Annotated in this window: 14 protein-coding genes; 6 read left to right on the top strand and 8 right to left on the bottom strand. The window is 72.8% G+C overall.

Annotated elements, in window-relative coordinates; all coding sequences use genetic code 11:
- Window position 1 precedes the first annotated feature (1 nt).
- Complete coding sequence (locus tag FB388_RS02350; protein ID WP_142096223.1) at window positions 2-1,861, top strand: S9 family peptidase; 1,860 nt, start codon at window positions 2-4, stop codon at window positions 1,859-1,861.
- A complete protein-coding gene (locus FB388_RS02345; protein WP_142096220.1) occupies window positions 1,858-3,048 on the top strand; it encodes a DNA glycosylase AlkZ-like family protein in 1,191 nt (396 codons plus the stop codon). The genes FB388_RS02350 and FB388_RS02345 overlap by 4 nt, the downstream gene beginning before the upstream one ends.
- Here FB388_RS02345 and FB388_RS02340 read toward each other — a convergent pair.
- Window positions 3,035-4,552, bottom strand: coding sequence for a serine/threonine-protein kinase (locus FB388_RS02340; RefSeq protein WP_142096217.1), 1,518 nt, complete (start codon window positions 4,550-4,552; stop codon window positions 3,035-3,037). The two genes, FB388_RS02345 and FB388_RS02340, sit on opposite strands and share 14 nt — an antisense overlap.
- A gap of 84 nt (window positions 4,553-4,636) precedes the next feature.
- Entirely contained in the window at window positions 4,637-5,395 is a 759-nt protein-coding gene (locus FB388_RS02335; protein ID WP_142096214.1) for an MFS transporter, read from the bottom strand.
- 40 nt (window positions 5,396-5,435) lie between these two features.
- Here FB388_RS02335 and FB388_RS02330 point away from each other — a divergent pair, with 40 nt between their 5' ends.
- A complete protein-coding gene (locus tag FB388_RS02330; protein WP_246121506.1) occupies window positions 5,436-5,999 on the top strand; it encodes a CBS domain-containing protein in 564 nt (187 codons plus the stop codon).
- 106 nt (window positions 6,000-6,105) lie between these two features.
- Here FB388_RS02330 and FB388_RS02325 read toward each other — a convergent pair whose 3' ends face one another.
- Both FB388_RS02325 and FB388_RS02320 read right to left on the bottom strand, forming a co-directional pair.
- Entirely contained in the window at window positions 6,106-6,483 is a 378-nt protein-coding gene (locus FB388_RS02325; protein WP_142096212.1) for a PH domain-containing protein, read from the bottom strand.
- A 129-nt stretch (window positions 6,484-6,612) separates the two neighbouring features.
- Window positions 6,613-7,236 carry a DsbA family oxidoreductase gene (locus FB388_RS02320; protein ID WP_142096209.1) on the bottom strand — a complete coding sequence of 208 codons (624 nt, stop codon included), beginning with the start codon at window positions 7,234-7,236 and terminating at the stop codon, window positions 6,613-6,615.
- Between the two features lie 163 nt (window positions 7,237-7,399).
- Between FB388_RS02320 and pepN the strand changes: the two genes are divergently transcribed.
- On the top strand, window positions 7,400-9,949 hold the full coding sequence (pepN, locus tag FB388_RS02315; protein ID WP_142096206.1) for an aminopeptidase N: 2,550 nt from the start codon (window positions 7,400-7,402) through the stop codon (window positions 9,947-9,949).
- Between the two features lie 84 nt (window positions 9,950-10,033).
- On the opposite strand, the gene lipB is transcribed toward pepN, so the two are convergent.
- The 4 genes from lipB to ctaJ form a co-directional block, all read right to left on the bottom strand.
- Window positions 10,034-10,651 carry a lipoyl(octanoyl) transferase LipB gene (lipB, locus tag FB388_RS02310; RefSeq protein WP_246121504.1) on the bottom strand — a complete coding sequence of 206 codons (618 nt, stop codon included), beginning with the start codon at window positions 10,649-10,651 and terminating at the stop codon, window positions 10,034-10,036.
- Window positions 10,652-10,677: 26 nt separating this feature from the next.
- Window positions 10,678-10,935, bottom strand: a complete 258-nt coding sequence (locus tag FB388_RS02305; protein ID WP_142096199.1) for a hypothetical protein — start codon at window positions 10,933-10,935, stop codon at window positions 10,678-10,680.
- A gap of 309 nt (window positions 10,936-11,244) precedes the next feature.
- A complete protein-coding gene (locus tag FB388_RS02300; RefSeq protein WP_142096196.1) occupies window positions 11,245-11,772 on the bottom strand; it encodes a DUF5130 family protein in 528 nt (175 codons plus the stop codon).
- A complete protein-coding gene (ctaJ, locus tag FB388_RS02295; RefSeq protein ID WP_142096193.1) occupies window positions 11,759-12,046 on the bottom strand; it encodes an aa3-type cytochrome oxidase subunit CtaJ in 288 nt (95 codons plus the stop codon). The genes FB388_RS02300 and ctaJ overlap by 14 nt, the downstream gene beginning before the upstream one ends.
- Window positions 12,047-12,403: 357 nt before the next feature.
- Here ctaJ and FB388_RS02290 point away from each other — a divergent pair, with 357 nt between their 5' ends.
- Window positions 12,404-13,462: a Gfo/Idh/MocA family protein gene (locus FB388_RS02290; protein ID WP_142096183.1), complete on the top strand. Its 1,059-nt coding sequence runs from the start codon at window positions 12,404-12,406 to the stop codon at window positions 13,460-13,462.
- Complete coding sequence (locus tag FB388_RS02285; protein ID WP_142096181.1) at window positions 13,459-14,568, top strand: DegT/DnrJ/EryC1/StrS family aminotransferase; 1,110 nt, start codon at window positions 13,459-13,461, stop codon at window positions 14,566-14,568. The genes FB388_RS02290 and FB388_RS02285 overlap by 4 nt, the downstream gene beginning before the upstream one ends.
- Window positions 14,569-14,596 lie beyond the last annotated feature (28 nt).

The raw sequence follows: 14,596 nt of genomic DNA, 5'->3' as shown, positions 1-14,596 counted from the left end.
GATGGAGCACGGGGGGTTCACGGAGCGACGCCTCGCGCGTATCGGCGGCACCGCGGATGCGCACGGGCTCTTCACACCGCGCTACGGCCATCCGGCCCCGTCGCCGGACGGTTCCCTGCTCGCCTGGATCTCCGACCGCGACGGCCGGCCGCGCGCCTGGGTCGCGCCGCTTCCGCCGGAAGGCGCCCAGGTGTCGGAGCCGGAGCGGCCGCTGCCCGCCGACGGCGACGTCGAGACGATGTCCTGGTCGCCGGATGGCTACTGGATCGCCTGCCAGGTCGCCCCGTACGGCGGCGAGCGCACCCAGGTCCAGGTGATCTCACCGGACGGCGGCGAGGTGCGCGATCTCGCCCCCGGCGCGGCGGCCGCCGTCCTCGGGGTCTGGTCCCCCACCGGCCGGCAGCTCGGCGTCACGATCTTCGCCGAGGGATCCGGGGAGGGGCAGGCCTGCCTCGTCGACCTGCGTGACGGCACCTCCACCGTGCTCGCGTCCGGCCCGGCCGCCCGCGTGTGCGCGGTGAGCGGCGACGGAAGGCGGGCCGTCGTGAGAGTCGGCCCGCGCGGGGCCCGCCGGCTCGAGCTGGTGGACCTGCGCAGCGGCGTGCGCACCGAGCTGCTGCCCGGCGGGGCCAACGTGGCGGACGCCCGGTTCGGCGTCACCGGCCGCCAGCTCTTCGTGCACACGGACGCGGGGCGGGAGCGCCCCGCGCTGCTCGCCGTCACACTCGGCGGCACCAGCGGCGTCTCCACCGTCTACCCCATCGCGGAGCGCCCCGACGACGACCTCGACCTCGTGGCACTCGACCCGGCAGGCGTGCGCGCCGCGCTCTCGTGGAACGTCGACGGGCGGAGCGAGGTGGAGCTGCTCGACCTGCGTTCCGGCCTGCTCGAACCGGTCGTCCCGGTGCCCGGCGACGTCGTCACGAACTTCGCGTTCACCCGCGACGGCGCGGCCCTGCTCGTGGCGAACGAGGGTCCAGCGGTGTCGCCGCGGCTCTCGCGGATCGGCCTCGACGTGCACGGGGTCGCCACCCCGCTGCTGCGCCCCGCCAAGCAGTTCGGCGCCTCGTTCGTGGAGCCAACGCTGCACGAGTTCCGCGCGGAGGACGGGCTGCGCCTGTCGGGCTGGCTGTTGCGGCCCACCGGAGCGCTCGGCCCGCTGCCCACGCTGATCTGGCTGCACGGCGGGCCGGAGGCGCAGGAGCGGCCCACGTTCCAGCCGCTGTTCCAGGCGCTGGTCGCCGAGGGCATCGCCGTCTTCGCGCCGAACGTGCGCGGCTCGGGCGGCTACGGGCGCTCCTTCACCACGGCCGACGACGTCGAGCGCCGCTTCGTCGCGATCACGGACGTGCGGGCGGCCGTCGACTTCCTGGTCTCCGCCGGGCTCGCCGATCCCGCCCGCGTCGGGGTCTCCGGCCGCTCGTACGGCGGCTACCTCGCCCTCGTGGCGCTGGTCTGGTTCCCCGACCTCTTCGCCGTGGGCGTCGACGTCTGCGGCATCTCCGACTTCGCCACGTTCTACGAGCACACCGAGCCGTGGATCGCCTCTGCCGCCACCACCAAGTACGGCGACCCGCACACCGACGCCGCCCTGCTGCGGGAGCTGTCCCCGATGCACCGGATCGACCGGATCACCGCACCCCTGCTCGTGGTGCACGGTGCCCACGACACGAACGTGCCGCTCGAGGAGGCCCGGCAGGTGGTCGACGCGCTGCGCGAGCGCGGCGCGAGCCCGGGGTTCCTGCTCTTCGAGGACGAGGGCCACGAGGTGCACGGCACCGACAACCGGGCGGTGTTCGTCCGCGAGGTGGTGGGCTGGGTGACCGGCCACCTGCTGGGACTGTCCGAGCAGACGGCATGACCGCGTCCGCGGCCCTGCGTGCGTGGTGGCACCACCGGCAGGGCCTCGACGGACACCTGACCGGCCTGTCCGCCGCCGACGTGCTCGCCCGCACGGGGTGGGCGCGATCCGTTGGCGGCTCCACGCCGTACCTCACGCTGTTCGCCCGCGCGGGGATCGGCCGCGACGAGGTCGACAAGGCCGTCGCAGCCGAGGAGATCTGCGAGCTGCCGTCGGCGCGCGGGTGCACGTACGTCCTCCCCGCAGCCGACTTCGCGGTCGGGCTGACCTGCGGTGCGGCCGCTCCCGAGGCCGAGCTCACCAGCGCCGTGAAGCACCTCGACGTGACCCGATCCGAGGTCGAGGAGCTGTGCGACGCGGTGCTGCGCGTGCTGGACGCCGCCGGCGGGCCACTCGACCCGGCGGCGCTGCGGCGTGAGCTCGGCCCGGCCGTCCGCAGCCTCGGCGAGGCGGGCAAGAAGCGCGGCACCACCTCCACGCTCCCGCTCGCGCTCGGCCTGCTGCAGGCCCGCGGGCGGGTCCGGCGGGTCCCGGTGAACGGGCGGCTCGACGAGCAGCGGTACGGGTACGTGCCATGGGTGCCGTCGCCGCTCGCCGACGCACCGGACGCCGAGGCCGCCCGCACCGAGCTGGCCCTCCGCTTCTTCCGCTGGGCCGGCCCGGCGTCGCTGAAGCACTTCCGCTGGTTCTCCGGGCTCGGAGCGGCGGCCGCGAAGGCGTCGGTCGCGCGGCTGGGTCTGGTCCCGGTCGATGACCTGCTCGCGTTGCCCGACACGGTCGACGAGCTGGCGGCCTTCGAGCCGCCGGACGAGCCGTCGTACGCGCTCGTCGGGTGGATCGACGGCATCCACCTCCTGCACCGCGACCTGCAGCGGCTGCTCGACCCGGTCGACGCGGCGCGGCCCGAGCCGGCGTCCACCAGCGGGCGCACGCTCGGCGACCTCACCGACCCGCCGTGCCAGCTGATCGTGGACCGCGGGCGGATCGTCGGGCTGTGGGAGTACGACCCGGACGCGCGCGAGATCGTCCGGCAGCTGTTCGTGCCGGAGGACGACGCACTGCGCGCCGCGATCGCCCGGACCGAGGAGTTCGCCCGCGAGCAGCTCGGCGACGTTCGCGGGGGGAGCCTCGACTCGCCCGCCTCCCGCGCGCCGCGGCTGGCCGCCTTGCGGGCTACAGCTGGCTGAACGACTCCATGATCGTCTGCCCGTCGGACCCGGTGCCCACCACGAACCGGTACGGCTCGCTGGACGTGGAGCCGTCGCGGCGGGTGAACACCACCGTGCCCTCGACGGTGTTGTCGCCGGTCTGGCGGGCGTTCTGCACGGTCACGCTCGCCACCCCCGCCCAGAAGCGGTCGTAGCCGCTCCGCCCGTTGGACTGGCGCTGTGCCTCGGAGCCGAGCAGCTGCCACGCGGAGTTGGTGTCGCCCGGCAGCAGCCCGTAGTAGCTCTGGACGAACGCGACGGCATCGGTCGGGACGGCGGCCGCCGAAGTCGGCGCGCTCGCCGGGGGGGTCGGCGGCGCGGTCGTGGGTGCGGAGGTGGCCGGGGGCGGGGTGGTCTCCTGCGGGCCCGCGGTCGGGGCGGCGGGAGCGCTGGTGGGTGCCTGCTGGGCGGCCGGGGTGCCGCCGCTGCTGGTGAGGATCGCGACGGTGACACCGGCGCCGAGGGCCAGCACGGCGAGCACCCCGAGGAGCAGCGGCATCCGCCGGTTGCGCCGGGGCGCGGGCCGCGCGGGCGGCGGGCTCGGCACGTCCGAGAGCGTGGGTGGCCCGGACCGGGCGGGGGGCGGCACGACGGCGGTGCTCGCCGGTGCGGACACCAGCGGCGCCAGTCCGGCGTCGCCACCGGAGCTCAGCGCCGCGAACGCGTCGCGGGCCTGGGCGGCCGACGGCCGGTCCTCCGGCTCCCGGCTCAGCAGCCGCATGATCACGTCGACGACGGGGCCGTCCTGCTTCGGCGGCCGCACCTGCTCCGTGGCGACCTTGTGGAGCAGGGCGTAGGCGTTGTCGTCGAGCCCGAAAGGCGGGATGCCCTCGATGGACGCGTAGAGGGTGGCGCCGAGCGCGAACACGTCGGACGCCGCCGTGGGGGTGAGCCCGCGCGCCGCCTCGGGGGACAGGAACGCGGGCGTCCCGGCGATCATGCCCGTGCGCGTGAGCTGCACGTCGTCCACGGCGCGGGAGACCCCGAAGTCGGTGAGCTTCACCCGACCGTCGTCGGCGATCAGCACGTTGCCCGGCTTGACGTCGCGGTGCGTGACGCCCGCGACGTGCGCGGCGGCCAGCCCGTCGGCCACCTGGCGCCCGATCTCGGCGACCTCCTCCGGCGGCAGCGGGCCCTTCTCCCCCAGCACGGCCGCGAGCGACCGCGAGGGCAGGTACTCCATCACCAGCCACGGCCGGTCCTCGTGCACCACGACGTCGAACATGCTGATCACGTGCGGGTGCTGCAGCCGCGCGCCGATCCGGCCCTCGCGCAGGATGCGCTGGCGCGACTCCTCCAGCGCGTCGATGCCGGCCGCGGTGGGCGGTGCGGTGGCCGCGAGCAGCTCCTTGACGGCGACGGTGCGGTTGAGCAGCTCGTCGGTCGCTCGCCACACCGCTCCCATGGCACCTGCGCCGATGCGCTCGTCGAGTCGGTAACGACCGCCGACGCGGACGGGGGTGTCATCGGATGCGGGGCTCATCGCCCGCAAGGGTATCCAGGTGCGCTGAGAGCATGCTAAGCGCGGGGCATTCCCCCGAAAGAGTGGGCGGGAGCAGCCCTCGGGTCATCCGCGACGCCGGGAGATTACCCAGAGGAGGGTGGCGACGCCAGCGGCGAGAACCGCGCAGAGGAACGCGGAACCGCCGGTGAGCGCGCCCATCACCGCCACCCCGACGGTCGCGCCGGTATGGCGGACGGCGTTCAGCAGTCCGCTCGCCGTTCCGGCGGTGCCCGGCGGGGCGGCCGCGACCACGACCGTCACCAGTGCGGGCAAGGTCAGCGACACCCCGGTACCGATCAGGAACAGCGCCGCCGCGAGCACGGGGTACGACGCCGTGGGCCAGGCGGCCGGCAGCGCGGGGCCCACGGTGAGCAGAACGAGCCCGATGAGGACGGGGAGCCAGGGGCCGCGGGCGGCGACGATGCGCGCCGTGAACACGGGCCCGGCCGCGGTCGGGAGCGTGAGCCGCAGGAACGCGAGGCCGGCCTGCAGCGGCGTGAGGTGGTGGGCGGCGCCCTGCAGGAGCGACGTGGTGGTGAACAGCACACCGGCGAGTACGAGGTTGACCGCCGCACCCACAGCCAGGCCGGCGACCACCCCCGGCGCTCGCAGGAGCGCCTGCGGCACCGCCGGCGTCTCGGCACGCCGTTCCCAGTGGACGAACAGCAGCGCGCCGATCACCGCCGGCACCGCGGCGAGCGGCTGCGCGGCCCGCCCGTGGAGCTCGCCCTGCGGGTCGTCTGGCGTGGCGACGACGACGGCCGAGAACTGCGTGAGGCGCTCTATGCAATTGCTTCCTGAGCAGCTGGTTCGCGCCGGCACCTACCGTTCGGCGCACGAGATCAGGCATCCGTGACAGACGGTGCGTCTTTCCGGTGACGACCCTCTCGGGTGGAAGCGGGAGACGCTCGACGGGGGCACCATGGTCACACCGCGCAGGCGCAGGCGGGCGCCGCGCGAACTCACCGCAGCCGGCAGCGAAGGGGAGAAGATGAAGATCGCCGACATCCTCGACACCAAGGGATCGACCGTCCACTCCGTGCTGCCATGGCTCACCGTGTCAGAAGTCGTGGAGCGTCTCGGCAAGCTGGGCATCGGGGCCGTGCTGGTGTGCGAGGAGCACAGCACCATCCAGGGGATCGTGTCCGAGCGGGACATCGTCCGCGCCCTGCGCAAGCACGGCGCCGCGCTGCTCGCGATGCCCGTGAGCGAGGTCATGACCCGCTACGTCCAGACCGCAGGCCCGGACGAGACGGTCGCCCACGCCATGGCCCGGATGACCGCGGGCCGCTACCGGCACCTCCCCGTCGTCGACCACGGCCGCCTGGTGGGCATGGTCAGCATCGGCGACCTGGTGAAGCACCGGGTGCGCGAGATGGAGCTGGAGACGGGCGTCCTGCGCGACGCCCTGATCTCCCGCTACTGAATCACCGGATGCCGGCGAAGCCACTTTCCTGACGCGGGGACGCCGAAAGGTGGCTTGCCGGCATCGGGGAGTGCGTGGCCGGACGACCGGAGCATCGAGGCCGGGCTCAGCGCGCCACGAACGCGCTCAGCAGCGCCTGCACCTCGTAGACGTCGACTCCCTTGCCGAACTGCTTCGCGATGGGCGTCGGGCTACCGGAGAGCCAGATCTTCAGCTCGGCGTCGAGATCGAACGTGCCCGCGGTCTCGACGCTGAAATGCGTGATGCTCCAGTATGGAATGGTGTGGTACTCGACCTTGCGTCCGGTCATGCCCTGCTTGTCGACGAGGATGAGTCGGCTGTCGGTGAACAGGAACGCGTCCCGCACCAGCTGGTACGCGGCGTGCACCTGCTCCCCGCGAGCCAGGAGCCGGCCGTACTCCCGCGCAGCTGCGGCGGGATCCATCCGGGACGCGTTGCCGATGATGCCGTTGAGGATTCCCACGCCGGCGCCACTCCGATCCGTGGTTGGGGAGCCGATGACCGGTGTGGATCTCGCGCTCCCCGACTACGACGTTAACCGGCCTGTACCGGCGGGCGACGCCCTCGAGCCGGTCGTGGTCAGGACTCCGGCTCAGTCGAACTCCGGGCCCTCCGTGCGGGTGCGCTTCAGCTCGAAGAAGTGGGGGTAGGACGCCAGCAGGCGGGCGCCGTCGAAGATGCGGCCTGCGTCCTCGCCGCGGGGGATGCGGGAGAGCACCGGGCCGAAGAAGGCCACGCCGTCGACGTGGATGGTCGGGGTGCCGACGTCCAGACCCACCGGGTCCATGCCGCGGTGGTGGCTCGCCCTGAGCGCCTCGTCGTACTCGGTGCTGGTGGCGGCGTCGGCGAGGGAGGCGGACAGGCCCAGCTCGGCGAGCGCCTCCTTGATCACGACGTCGAAGTCCTTGTTGCCCTGGTTGTGGATGCGGGTGCCGAGGGCGGTGTAGAGCGGCTCGAGGATCTCGTCGCCGTGCTCCTGGGCGGCCGCGATCGCGACGCGGACGGGGCCCCAGCCGCGGTCCATCAGCTCGCGGTAGTTCTCCGACAGGTCCCGGCCCTCGTTGAGCACCGAGAGGCTCATCACGTGCCAGTTGACCTCGATGTCGCGCACCTCGCGCACCTCGATCATCCAGCGCGACGTGATCCACGCCCACGGGCAGAGGGGGTCGAACCAGAAGTCGACACGTGCTGTACCGGCCGGTGCGGCGCTCGTCACGGCTGCTCCTCGGGTCAGGTGCTCGCTCTTCATCGGGACCAACCCGCTGGGGGTACCCCGCATTCCGTGACCCGGCCGGATCTCGACGGCGCGCGGCGGGCCCACGTGGTTGGATCGGCAGCCAGTCCGAGCGTCCCCCCGACCCCAGGAGTGCCGAGTCCGCATGGCCCCTCCCAACCTGACCCGCACCGATGCCGAGCGCCGGGCCGCGCTGCTGGAGGTCGTCGACTACGCCGTCGAGCTCGACCTCACCGACGGCGGCGGAAAGCCCGGTGACGCGACGTTCGCGACCACCACGACCGTCCGGTTCCGCTGCGCCGAGCCCGGCGCCGGGAGCTGGATCGACTTCGTGGGGCCGGAGGTCGCCGAGGCCACGCTGAACGGCGAGCCGCTCGACGTGTCGGGCTACCGCGAGGAGGACGGGATCGCGCTGCCCGGCCTCGCCGCCGACAACGAGCTGCGGGTCGTGGCCACCGGCCGCTACATGAACACCGGCGAGGGCCTGCACCGGTTCGTCGACCCGGTCGACGGCGCCGTCTACCTGTACTCCCAGTTCGAGACGGCCGACGCGAAGCGCATGTTCGCCTGCTTCGACCAGCCCGACCTCAAGGCTCGCTACACCCTCACGGTCACCGCGCCGGAGGACTGGAAGGTCATCTCCAACTCCCCCGCTGAGAGCGTCGACGGCGGGGTGCACCGCTTCGCCACCACCGAGCTCATGTCCACCTACCTGGTGGCGCTGATCGCCGGCCCGTACGCCGAGTGGCGCGACGAGCACAGGGACGATCAGGGCGTCATCCCGCTCGGCATCTACTGCCGCGCGTCGCTCGCCGAGCACATGGACGCCGAGCGGCTGTTCACCGAGACCAAGCAGGGCTTCGACTTCTACCACCGCCACTTCGGCGTGCGGTACCCGTTCGGCAAGTACGACCAGCTTTTCGTGCCCGAGTTCAACGCGGGCGCCATGGAGAACGCCGGCGCGGTGACGTTCCTGGAGGACTACGTCTTCCGCTCCCGCGTCACCCGGTTCAACTACGAACGCCGCGCCGAGACCGTGCTGCACGAGATGGCGCACATGTGGTTCGGCGACCTCGTCACCATGCGCTGGTGGGACGACCTGTGGCTGAACGAGTCGTTCGCGACCTGGGCGTCGGTGCTCTGCCAGGCGGAGGCAACGGAGTACACGCAGGCCTGGACGACGTTCGCGAACGTCGAGAAGTCGTGGGCCTACCGGCAGGACCAGCTGCCGTCCACGCACCCCGTGGCCGCCGACATCCCGGACGTGCAGGCCGTCGAGGTGAACTTCGACGGCATCACCTACGCCAAGGGCGCGTCGGTGCTCAAGCAGCTCGTCGCCTACGTCGGGCTGGAGCCGTTCCTGGCCGGGCTGCGCACCTACTTCCAGCGGCACGCCTGGGGCAACGCCACCTTCGACGATCTGATCACGGCCCTCGAGGAGTCCTCCGGCCGCGACCTGTCCGACTGGGGCGCGCAGTGGCTGAAGACCACGGGGCTCAACCTGCTGCGCCCGTCGTTCGAGCTGGACGACGAGGGCCGGTTCACCCGCTTCGCCGTTGTGCAGGGCGGGGCCCGGCCCGGCGCGGGCGAGCTGCGCACCCACCGGCTCGCTGTCGGCGTCTACGACGACCGGGACGGCAAGCTCGTGCGCACCCACCGCGTCGAGGTCGACGTCGAGGGCGAGCGCACCGAGGTGCCGGAGCTCGTCGGGGTGCCGGGCGGCAAGCTCGTGCTGGTCAACGACGACGACCTCACCTACTGCGCGCTGCGCCTCGACCCGGGCTCGCTGGCCACCCTCGTGGACCGCATCGGCGACATCGCCGAGCCGCTGCCCCGCACCCTGTGCTGGTCGGCGGCCTGGGAGATGACCCGGGAGGCCGAGCTCAAGGCCCGCGACTTCGTCGCCCTCGTGGCAGGCGGTTTCGGCGCCGAGTCCGAGGTGGGCGTCGTGCAGCGGCTGCTGATGCAGGCGCAGACCGCCGTGGCGTCCTACGCCGACGAGCAGTGGGCCGCCGAGCGCGGCTGGCCGATGCTGGTCGACGCGCTGCTGTTCCGCCTGGACACCGCGCCCGCAGGCTCCGACGCGCAGCTGGCGGTGGTCAACGCGCTCACCGGCAGCGTCCTCTACACGACGGTGCTCGACGGGATGCGCGGCTGGCTGGACGGCGTCGACGTGCCGGACGGGCTGACCGTCGACACCGACCTGCGGTGGCGGCTCCTGCACGCGCTGGTGGCGCACGGCTACGCCCGTGAGCCGGAGATCGACGCCGAGCTCGAACGCGACCCCACCTCCACCGGGCAGCGGCAGGCCGAGCGGGCTCGCGCGCTGATCCCGACGGCCGAGGCCAAGGAGCGGGCCTGGACCCGGGCCGTGCACGACGACGACATCCCGAACGCCGTGCAGGAGGCGATCATCAGCGGCTTCTCACACCCGGTGCAGCGCGGGCTGCTCGGCGGGTACGTGGAGCGCTATTTCGCCGAGGTGGCCGAGGTGTGGTCGCGGCGCACCAGTGAGCGCGCGCAGCAGGTGGTGGTGGGGCTGTTCCCGTCGTGGGCGGTGGACAAGTCAACCGTCGATGCCGCCGACGCATGGCTGGCCGACGAGTCGCACCCGCCCGCACTCCGCCGCCTGGTGTCCGAGGGCCGCGCCGGCATCGTCCGGGCGCTGGGGGCACGCGAGTTCGACAGGTCCTAGCCCCACGCCCCGCCCGTTCCGACGAACGGCGCGTTGGTCGGAACCTATCCGACCAACGCGCCGCTCGTCGCAAACCGGGAGTGCTCAGCTCGCGCCCAACGCCTTTGCGAGGGCGTCGCGGACCTCCGCCTCCGGCGGGGCCTTGTCCCCCCGCTCCTCCGCCAGCACCTGGAGCGACGTGATCGGGTCGGACAGGCCGCAGGAGACGAACTGGTCGAAGGCCGTCATGTCCGGGTCGACGTTCAGCGAGAAGCCGTGGCTGCTGACGCCACCGCGGATCCGCATGCCGATCGAGGCGATCTTGCGGTCGTCCGGCGTCCACACGCCGACGAGGCTGGGGCCGCCGGGCGCGGTCTGCCGTCGGACGGCGGGGAAGCCGAGGGACTGTAGGGCGGCGATGATGCCCTGCTCCATCCAGCGGACGACGTCGGCGGGGCCGCGCTCCCGCACGTTGGCCACCAGGTAGCCGACGATCTGGCCGGGGCCGTGGTAGGTGGCCTGCCCTCCGCGGTCGACCTCGACCACGGGCAGCCCGGACGTGGCCGCCGGGAGGTCGGCGGGCGAGGTCCGCGAGCCGTAGGTGACGACCGGCGGGTGGGAGAGCAGGAAGAGGCGGTCGCCTGCCGTGCCCGACCGGCATTCCGCCACCCAGCCCTGCATGGCCGTGACGGCGGTGTCGTACTCGATCTCCCCCAGGTCCACGCGGGAGAGGTCGGGGAAGACCTGGCTCAGTGGGTGAGCCCCACGCTGCGCAGGAAGCGGCGCCATGCGCTGTTGGCCGGGCGGTACTCGCCGCAACTGCTGCGACCACAGGCGCCGCAGTCGCTGCCGGGCCGGTAGTGCTCGTGCGCCTCGGGCCCGTGGCCGCAGGTGCACGGGTCGACGACCGTCTGCTGCGCGGGCGGCTGGGGCGGCTCGACGGGAGTGGGCGGGGTCTCCCGCCGCTGCACCGGGAAGGAACTCTCGAGGTCCGGGATGACCGGCATACCCGTGGGTGGCGTCAGGACGGACGAGCCAGTGCCCCGCCGGCCGCGACGCTGTCGATCACCGGCCGAATGTCCCGTAGCCGCGTCACCCATGTAGGTCCCTGCCCTTCATCAGTCCGTGGTCCCGGAGGAGGCCGTGGACGAACAGTATGCGACGTGGACCACTGCGTCGACCATCACCAACTACGGTTAAAGCTCGGAGGTTACGGCCGATCGGTTACCGGTCGGGTTCCGCGTGCGAGCGCGACGAACCGTGATGAGCGGTCGGGCGACGGCGCCCCGCGCGCGGCGGGCGACCCGGTGGGGGCGTCAGCGCGTGCGGCGACGGCCGCCGGCCTGGTCGGCCAGCATGCGAAGACCGCTGAGCAGGCCTCCGAGCAGGTCGCCCTCCTTGAACGAGGCGACCATGCTCATGACGGCCAGCTTGGCGCCGCGGTCGGGCAGCCGGGTGCGCGCCTCGGCTCCGCTGAGCACCTCGACGAACCGCTGCCCGGGGCTCACCGCGACGAGCACGGCCTCGCTGGACCCCTCGATCTGGTCGTGCAGCTCGGCCACGCGGGCCGACGGCTCGGGGCCGAGGTCTCCGAGGTACACGCTGAACCGCAGGCCGGTCTCCCGGCTGGCGAGCGTGAGCGCCTCGTCGAGCCGGGTCATCTGGACCGGGGTGAACGGCTGGTCGGCGCGCGACGGCTCCTTGTACTCCTCCGCGCGCGAGATCCGGCCGGACGCGGTGACGACCGAGCCGACCGGCAGGTCCTCGCTGTCCGAGCGGACGACGGCCGTGCCGGTGCCACCGTGGTCGGTGGTGCTGCCCGGGTGTCCCTCACCAGCTGCCACGGGCACCTCCTCGCTCTGCGCCGGCGCGGGCACCCACGAGGGCGTGGGCACGGTCGGCGGTGTGGTCGCCCGAGTGGTCGCCTGACTGGTCGACCGCGGGCAGGTGCGCGCCCTGCGGGTTGGCCGTCCACCACATCGGGTCGTGCGGCCACGGCTGTCCCACGCGGTACCGGGGCCTGCGCGCCATCCGCGGTGCGACCACCAGCAACGCGATACCCAGGTACAACGCCACCGAGGGCACCGCGAAGTAGAGGATCGTCTCCCACACGCTCACGTGCGCAGACGATAGTCGACGCCCCGCCGACCGTTCGCCGCAGGGCGCTCCCCGGGAGGGGCAACCCGGGCCCGGTCTAGGCCGTCCGGGGTAACACCCTCCGCCGAGCGTGGCCTATAGGGTCACCCGAACGCCGACCTGAGAAAACCCTGTAACACCCCCACCTATTCTCCTGATAGCCAGAACAGGCGGCGGGTACGGGATCCATGATCTCGTCGGCGAGGTTCGTGAGCAGTCTGGAACACGGGGCGCGAACATCGTCCGGGATCCGCGGATGCGGACCTGTCGCCGGACGGCGGCGCCTCATTCCGCGCCGGCGTCGGTCAGGGGGAAAGCATCGCAGGGTCTGGGGGACCGGTGGCGAAGCGAGTTGAAACAAGGGTTGCCGTCGTCGGATACGGCTACTGGGGGAGCAAGCACGTCCGCGTGCTGAGCACGATGCCTGACGTGGACGTCGTGGTCGTGGACGAGCACGCCGAGCGGCTCGAGGAGGCGGTCGCCTACTACCCGTCTGTCGAGAGGACGGCCACGTCGCTGGCGGACGTGCTCGACGACGTCGACGCCGTGCTGGTGGCCACGCCGCCCGCGGGGCACGCCGACATCGCGCTGCAGGCGATCAACGCGGGCAAGCACGTGCTCGTCGAGAAGCCGATGGCCACGTCCGTGGCGGACGCCGAGGCCATGGTGCTCGCCGCGGCCGTGCAGGGCGTGCAGCTGATGGTCGGGCACACGTTCGAGTACAACGCCGCGGTCCGCCAGCTGCGGGACATCATCCGTTCCGGCACGCTCGGGCGCGTTCTCTACATCGACTCGGCCAGGCTGAGCCTCGGCCGTTACCAGCGCGACGTGAACGTGATCTGGGACCTCGCGCCGCACGACATCTCGATCGCATCGTTCCTGCTGGACGAGCTGCCGGTCGCGGCGTCGGTGTGGGGCGACCGCAACGTCACGCCGTGGCGGGAGGACGTCGCGTACCTGCGGCTCGACTTCCCGCAGACGCGCGCGTTCGTGCACGTCAGCTGGCTGAACCCGAACAAGGTGCGCCGCACGACCGTCGTCGGCGAGCGGAAGATGGCCGTCTACGACGACATGTCCGACAACGAGCGGATCCGCATCTACGACATCGGGGTCGACCCGTCGAGCATCGACGACCCGCACAGTGCCCACGAGCGGCCGGTCAGCTACCGCACCGGCGACATCGTCTCGCCGTTCGTTCCGTTCCACGAGCCGCTGATGGCCCAGGACCGGGCGTTCGTCGACTCGGTCCGCACCGGCGTCGCGTCGGAGACCCCTGGCGAGCGCGGCCTCGACATCGTGCGCGTGCTGGCGGCCACCGACGCCGCGCTGGTCACCGGGCGCACCGCCCCGGTGCTGAAGCCGTCGCAGATCGTGCCCGGCGTGCGAGCCGTGTCGTGAGCGGCGCCACGCCCGTTCCGTTCCTGGACCTGGCCGCGGTGCACCTCGACCTCCGCGACGACCTCGACGTCGCGTGGAAAGAGGTGCTCGCGCACGGCCGGTTCATCAACGGCCCCGAGGTCGCGGCCTTCGAGGCGGAGTTCGCGGCCCACTGCGAGGCGGCACACTGCGTCGGGGTGGCCAACGGCACCGACGCGCTCGAGCTGATCCTCGCCGCGCTGGAGATCGGTCCCGGCGACGAGGTGATCGTGCCCGCGAACACGTTCGTCGCCACCGTCGAGGCGGTGTGCACGGTGGGCGCGCGCCCCCGGTTCGTCGACGTGCGTCCCGACACCCTGCTCGTCGACCCGGACGCCGTGGCCGCCGCAATCACCTCGCACACGGCGGCGATCATGGCCGTCCACCTGTACGGGCAGATGGCCGACGTCGACGCGCTGGGCAAGCTCGCCGCCCAGCACGGGGTCGCGGTCATCGAGGACGCCGCGCAGGCCCACGGCGCCCGGTACCAGGACCGCCGTCCCGGCGGCTGGGGCACGGCAGCGGCGTTCAGCTTCTACCCGGGCAAGAACCTCGGTGCACTCGGCGACGGCGGCGCGGTGGTCTCCGACGACGCGCAGCTGATCGACCGGATCCGGCAGCTCGCCGACCACGGCCGCTCCGCCACCGACCGGTTCGTCCACGAGATCTCCGGGCGCAACAGCCGCCTGGACACGCTCCAGGCGGCGGCGCTGCGGGTCAAGCTCGCCCGGCTGGACCGGATGAACGAGAACCGCGCCGCGCTGGTCGAGCGTTACCGGCGCGGCCTGCCATCGTGGTGCGTCCCGGTGGCGGTGGACCCGGCTGCCCAGCCGGTCTACCACCTCGCGGTGGTCCAGGTGCCGGACCGGCCCACCGTCACGTCGGCGCTCGACGCCGCAGGCATCGGGTGGGGTTTGCACTACCCGGTGCCCTGCCACCGCCAGCCCCCGTTCGCGGAGTACGCCGACGGGCCGCTGCCGGTGGTGGATGCGGCGGCCGAGCGGATCCTTTCGCTCCCGCTGTTCCCCGGGATGGCGCCGGAGCAGATCGACCTGGTCTGCGAGGTCCTGCACGATGTCCCGATCTGATGGGTCCCGAACCGAGGGCGCACGCCGC

It is taken from the genome of Pseudonocardia cypriaca (assembly GCF_006717045.1).
Lineage (GTDB): Bacteria > Actinomycetota > Actinomycetes > Mycobacteriales > Pseudonocardiaceae > Pseudonocardia > Pseudonocardia cypriaca.
Note: the sequence above shows the minus strand (reverse complement) of the source record. Positions and strands in the feature narration are given on the sequence as shown.

Excerpts from the sequence above, each read along its gene's own strand:
- FB388_RS02305 (WP_142096199.1), bottom strand. The coding sequence starts at position 10,935 with ATGCCGGTCATCCCGGACCTCGAGAGTTCCTTCCCGGTGCAGCGGCGG.
- pepN (WP_142096206.1), top strand. The coding sequence starts at position 7,400 with ATGGCCCCTCCCAACCTGACCCGCACCGATGCCGAGCGCCGGGCCGCG.
- FB388_RS02350 (WP_142096223.1), top strand. The coding sequence starts at position 2 with ATGGAGCACGGGGGGTTCACGGAGCGACGCCTCGCGCGTATCGGCGGC.
- FB388_RS02345 (WP_142096220.1), top strand. The coding sequence starts at position 1,858 with ATGACCGCGTCCGCGGCCCTGCGTGCGTGGTGGCACCACCGGCAGGGC.
- FB388_RS02340 (WP_142096217.1), bottom strand. The coding sequence starts at position 4,552 with ATGAGCCCCGCATCCGATGACACCCCCGTCCGCGTCGGCGGTCGTTAC.